Annotated in this window: 6 protein-coding genes; 3 read left to right on the top strand and 3 right to left on the bottom strand. The window is 74.8% G+C overall.

The window, feature by feature from the left end:
* Nucleotides 1-4: 4 nt before the first annotated feature.
* Together A0J59_RS20295 and A0J59_RS20290 are read right to left on the bottom strand one after the other, a co-directional pair.
* Nucleotides 5-874, bottom strand: coding sequence for an NAD(P)-dependent oxidoreductase (locus A0J59_RS20295; RefSeq protein ID WP_064317275.1), 870 nt, complete (start codon nucleotides 872-874; stop codon nucleotides 5-7).
* A gap of 20 nt (nucleotides 875-894) precedes the next feature.
* On the bottom strand, nucleotides 895-1,290 hold the full coding sequence (locus A0J59_RS20290; RefSeq protein ID WP_064317274.1) for a hypothetical protein: 396 nt from the start codon (nucleotides 1,288-1,290) through the stop codon (nucleotides 895-897).
* 117 nt (nucleotides 1,291-1,407) lie between these two features.
* On the opposite strand from A0J59_RS20290, the gene A0J59_RS20285 reads away from it, so the two are divergent.
* The 3 genes from A0J59_RS20285 (at nucleotide 1,408) to A0J59_RS20275 (ending at nucleotide 3,886) form a co-directional block, all read left to right on the top strand.
* Complete coding sequence (locus A0J59_RS20285) at nucleotides 1,408-1,830, top strand: VOC family protein (protein ID WP_047231164.1); 423 nt, start codon at nucleotides 1,408-1,410, stop codon at nucleotides 1,828-1,830.
* Nucleotides 1,831-1,928: 98 nt separating this feature from the next.
* Nucleotides 1,929-3,236 (top strand): amidohydrolase, encoded by a 1,308-nt coding sequence (locus A0J59_RS20280; RefSeq protein WP_047230845.1) that lies wholly within the window; start codon nucleotides 1,929-1,931, stop codon nucleotides 3,234-3,236.
* 47 nt (nucleotides 3,237-3,283) lie between these two features.
* The gene (locus A0J59_RS20275; protein WP_220084529.1) at nucleotides 3,284-3,886 is read left to right on the top strand and encodes a hypothetical protein; all 603 of its coding nucleotides are present in this window, start codon (nucleotides 3,284-3,286) and stop codon (nucleotides 3,884-3,886) included.
* Nucleotides 3,887-3,932: 46 nt separating this feature from the next.
* On the opposite strand, the gene clpX is transcribed toward A0J59_RS20275, so the two are convergent.
* Nucleotides 3,933-4,751 (bottom strand): ATP-dependent Clp protease ATP-binding subunit ClpX (clpX, locus tag A0J59_RS20270; protein WP_064317272.1); only part of this gene is annotated, 819 nt, incomplete at its 5' end.

Raw genomic sequence — 4,751 nt, 5'->3', positions numbered from 1 at the left:
TCGGTCACGGGGTCTCCGGGGTGGGTCGGGCGTCGGGGTGGTGGATCGAGTGCCGTGGGCGGAAGCCGAGCAGCTCGCGCGCGCGGCGGGTGTCGACGAGGCCGTCGCTCGGGCCGATCGCGCGGGTGAGGGGCACCTCCGGCGCGTACCGGGCGAGGAGCTCGGGGGTCGGGGCGTCCAGGAGCGTGTCGTCCGCGGCGAGCCCGACGACGTGCGCGCCCGTGAGGTCGGCCGCCAGCCCGGCCTCGATCGCCCCGGCCGCGTCGCGCAGGTCCAGGTAGGCCCAGCCCACGCGCGCCATGACGCGCGGGTCGCGGGCGACGGCGGCCGCGGTCTCCCGGAGGCCGGCGGCGTCGCGCACGTGCGGGAAGCGCAGCGCGACGACGTCGATGCCCCACAGCCGCCACGCCGCCCGGGCCGCGGCCTCGTCCGCCTGCTTCGAGAGCGAGTACGCGTCGGCGACGTCGGCGGGCACGTCCTCGTCGAGCGGGTAGTAGGCGGGACGGACGTCGTGCGGGTTCATGGGCACGCCGAACGCGTTGATGCTGCTCGCGATCACCGCGCGCCGCACGCCCCGCTCGCCCGCGAGCGAGAGCACGGCCCAGGTCGCGGTCGTGTTGGTCGCGTACACCTCGAGCGGGGTGCCCAGGTTCGGGTGCGGGATCGCCGCGAGGTGCACGACGGCGTCCGCGTCCTCGAGCCCGCGGCCCACGTCCTGCGCGGAGCGGGCGTCTCCGACGACGATCCGGTCGGCGGGGCACGGGTGCTCGAACGCGGTGGACAGCGCCGTGACCTCGTACCCGCGGTCGAGGAGGTGGCGCACCGTCGCGCGGCCGATGCCGCCGTCGGCACCGGTGACGAGGATGCGCGTCATGACCTCACCCTACGTCGCCGTCAGGGGTGGTCGTCGTGTTCTTGCGGGCTGCCTGTCGAGGTCTTGCTCTCCGAGATCGCGGCGCCGGCTCTCGCGCGGAGCATGCTCGCGACGTCCGCGAGCGTGCTGCCCACCGCGCGCGGCGCGCGCTCGGGGCGGAGGTAGCGCGCGTCGTCATCCGGGTCGTCGGCCTCGCCGGTCGCGGCGGCCTCGGCGCCGGTCCCCGCTCGCGGGGCGGCGGTGGGGAACGGGGCGGGCGCCGCCGTCGTGCCCGGCACCACGCGGCCGCCGCCCGCACGCCAGGCGAGCGTCGCGTCGACGAGGCGCCGGTACACGCCCGCGTCGAGCGGGTCGCGGAGCCACGCGTCCGCCGCCTCGGCGACGTGCCGCGCGAGCCGCGCGTCCTGGTCGGTCACGTCGCCTCCTGCCGGATGGTCGTCAGTCTTCGTACCGGCCCATCCTCCCGCGCGCGGCGTCGACCTGCTTGCGAGCGCCCGCGCGCCGGGCGACGGTGGCGAGCGGAGGTGGTCGCCGTGGCCGACGTGTTCCCCCGGATCGCCCAGGTCGTGCTCGACACGACCGACGCCCGTGCGCTCGCGGAGTTCTACCGCGCGCTGTTCGGGCTCGAGTACCGCGCGGGCGACGAGCCGCCACCGGCGGGCGAGCCGGACCCGGCAGGTGCGGACTGGCTCGTGCTGCGCTCCACGCCGGGCGGGGTCCAGCTCGCGTTCCAGCAGGTCGGCGCGCTGCCGCCGTCGACGTGGCCGGACGACGGCGTGCCGCAGCAGCTCCACCTCGACTGCACCGTGCCCGACGTCGCGGAGCTCGACCGGCAGCACGAGCGCGCCCTCGCGCTCGGGGCGCGCCTGCTCCACGACCGGTCCGACGACCCCGAGGAGCCGCTGCGCGTCTACGCCGACCCGGCGGGCCACCCCTTCTGCGTCTTCGTGGGTTGACGGCGCGTCTGCTCGGTGCTGACCCTGGACCTGCCGCAGCGTCGTGCGGCGGCGGGCCCGGGTTCGCCCCGGGCGGCCCGGCGCGCGATCATGCGTGCATGACCGCGACCCCGCTCACGACCGCCGAGCTCACCGACGTCTACACCGACCTGCACCGGCACCCCGAGCTCGCGTTCGCCGAGCACCGCACCGCCGGCATCGTCGCGGAGCGGCTGCGCGGATGGGACTACGAGGTCTACGAGGGCCTCGGCGGGACGGGCGTCGCGGGCGTCCTCGCGAACGGCGCCGGCCCGCGCGTCCTGCTCCGCGCGGACATGGACGGTCTTCCCGTCACCGAGCGCACCGGCCTGCCTTACGCGTCGACGGACACCGCGACCACGCCCGACGGGCACGAGTCCGGGACGATGCACGCGTGCGGGCACGACGTGCACGTCACGTGCCTGCTCGGCGCCGCCGCGGAGCTCGCCGCCCACCGCGACACCTGGCGCGGCACCCTCGTCGTCGTGTTCCAGCCCGCCGAGGAGGTGGGCGGGGGAGCGCGCGCGATGGTCGCCGACGGCCTGTTCGACCGTACGGGCGGGCGGCCCGACGTCGTCCTGGGCCAGCACGTCATGCCGCTCCCGGTCGGCGTCGTCAACCTCACCGCCGGGCCGGCGATGGCCGCCACCGACTCGTTCCGCGTCACCCTGCACGGCAAGGGCGGACACGGGTCGAGCCCGGAGTCGACGGTCGACCCCGTCGTCATGGCGGCCGCGACCGTCATGCGGCTCCAGGGCGTCGTGTCGCGCGAGGTCGGGGCGGGGGAGTCGGCTGTGGTGACCGTCGGTGCCCTGCGCGCCGGCACCCAGGCGAACATCATCCCCGGCTCGGCCGAGCTGCTGGTCAACGTGCGGTCGTTCACGCCCGACGTCCGCCGCCGCGTGCTCGCCGCGATCCACCGCATCGTCGACGCCGAGGCGGCGGCCTCCGGCGCGCCCGCCGCGCCGGACTACGAGGAGGTCTCGACGTTCGACCTCATGGTGAACGACCCCGTCGCCGCCGAGCGGACGCGGGTCGTCCTCGCGCGCACGCTCGACGAGCAGCGCGAGCGCATCGAGGCCGCCGGCGGCCGGCCCGCCGTCGTCGCGCTGCCCCCGTTGCCGGGCTCCGAGGACGTCGGCGACCTCGCCACCGCGGCGGACGTCCCGCTCGTCTACTGGAACCTCGGCGGGTTCGACCCGGCGCTGTTCGCCGCGTTCGACCTCGCGACCGCGACGGGCATGGGCAACCTGCCCGACGGCGTCGCGCCGAACCACTCCCCGTTCTTCGCCCCCGTCCCCGAGCCGACGCTCGACCTGGGCGTCGCCCTGCTCGTCGGCGCGGCGCGCGAGTGGCTCGCCGGCGACGACCGCGACGCCCGCCCGTGAGCGCGGCGCCCCCGGCCGCCGGCGGCGCGCGGGAGCAGGGTGCCTGGGTGCCCGACGGCGACCGCCCCCTGGTCCTGCCGCTCGCCCGGCGGCGGCCGTTCCTCCTCGTCCTCGGGCTCGGGCTGATCGCCGCGGCCGTGCTCGTCCTGCGCCAGGTCGTGCTCTACCCGGAGTCGGTGCGGGTGCCCCTCCCGGTCGCGGTGGTGCTCGTGACGCTCGTCGTCGCGTTCCTCGGCGGGCTGGGCGCCGCGACCGTCTGGGCCTTCGTGCGGGCGCCGCGCCAGACCGTGACCGTCGGACCCGACGGCCTGGCGCTCGGCGCAGGCACCCTGCGGCTCGACTGGGCCGACCTGGAGGCCGTCGCGGTCCACGTCACCGCCGTCCGGCCCGCGAGCACCCACCTCATGCCGAAGGGCCCGGCGAGCTCCGTCACGGTCTCGCTCCTGTGGCGCCCGCGCGCCGGTACCGACGACGCCGACCACCTGGCGACCCTCGCCCACCTCGTGCTCCCCGAGCCGTTCACGCACGAGCGCCTGCTGTCGACCGTCCCGTTCACGGCCGACCTCGACGTCCCCGTCGGGCGCGACCTCGACACGGCCCTGCGCCACTTCGCCGGCCCGGCCTACCGCCCTCCGGTGCTGCCGACGTAGGAACGTGGCCTCGCGCGACGACGCTTCGACCCCGGTGGGTGGCCGGTCAGGCGGACTTCTCCCGCGGGGTACGGCTGCGCGCGGTCGACGTGCGCGGCACGATCGTGGGGTTCACGTTGTCCAGCACGACCTCACGCGTGATCACCACACGCTCCACGTCATCGCGCGACGGAACGTCGAACATCACCTGCTGCAGCACCTCCTCCATGATCGCGCGCAACCCCCGCGCCCCCGTCCCACGCAACAACGCCTGCTCCGCGACCGCCTCCACCGCACCCTCGGTGAACTCCAGCTCCACCCCGTCGATCGCGAACATCCGCTGATACTGCTTCACCAACGCATTGCGCGGCTGCGTCAAGATCCGCACCAACGCCTCGGAGTCCAACGCCGACACCGACGCGATCACCGGAAGGCGCCCGATGAACTCCGGGATCAACCCGAACCGATGCAGATCCTCCGGACGCACCTGCGCGAACAGATCCTCCCCCGCACCCGTCTCGATCGGCGCACCAAAACCCACACCCCGCTTACGCGCCCGCGCCGCCACGATGTCGTCCAACCCCGCAAACGCCCCCGCCACGATGAACAACACGTTCGACGTGTCCACCTGGATGAACTCCTGATGCGGATGCTTGCGACCACCCTGCGGCGGCACCGACGCGCTCGTGCCCTCGATGATCTTCAACAACGCCTGCTGCACACCCTCACCCGACACATCACGCGTGATCGACGGGTTCTCCGCCTTACGAGCCACCTTGTCGATCTCGTCGATATAGATGATCCCCGTCTCCGCCTTCTTCACGTCGAAGTCCGCCGCCTGCACCAGCTTCAACAGAATGTTCTCCACGTCCTCACCGACATACCC

Source organism: Cellulosimicrobium sp. I38E (genome assembly GCF_001647255.1).
GTDB classification, from domain to species: Bacteria; Actinomycetota; Actinomycetes; order Actinomycetales; family Cellulomonadaceae; genus Cellulosimicrobium; species Cellulosimicrobium cellulans_E.
This window is presented reverse-complemented; position numbering and strand designations above follow the sequence as displayed.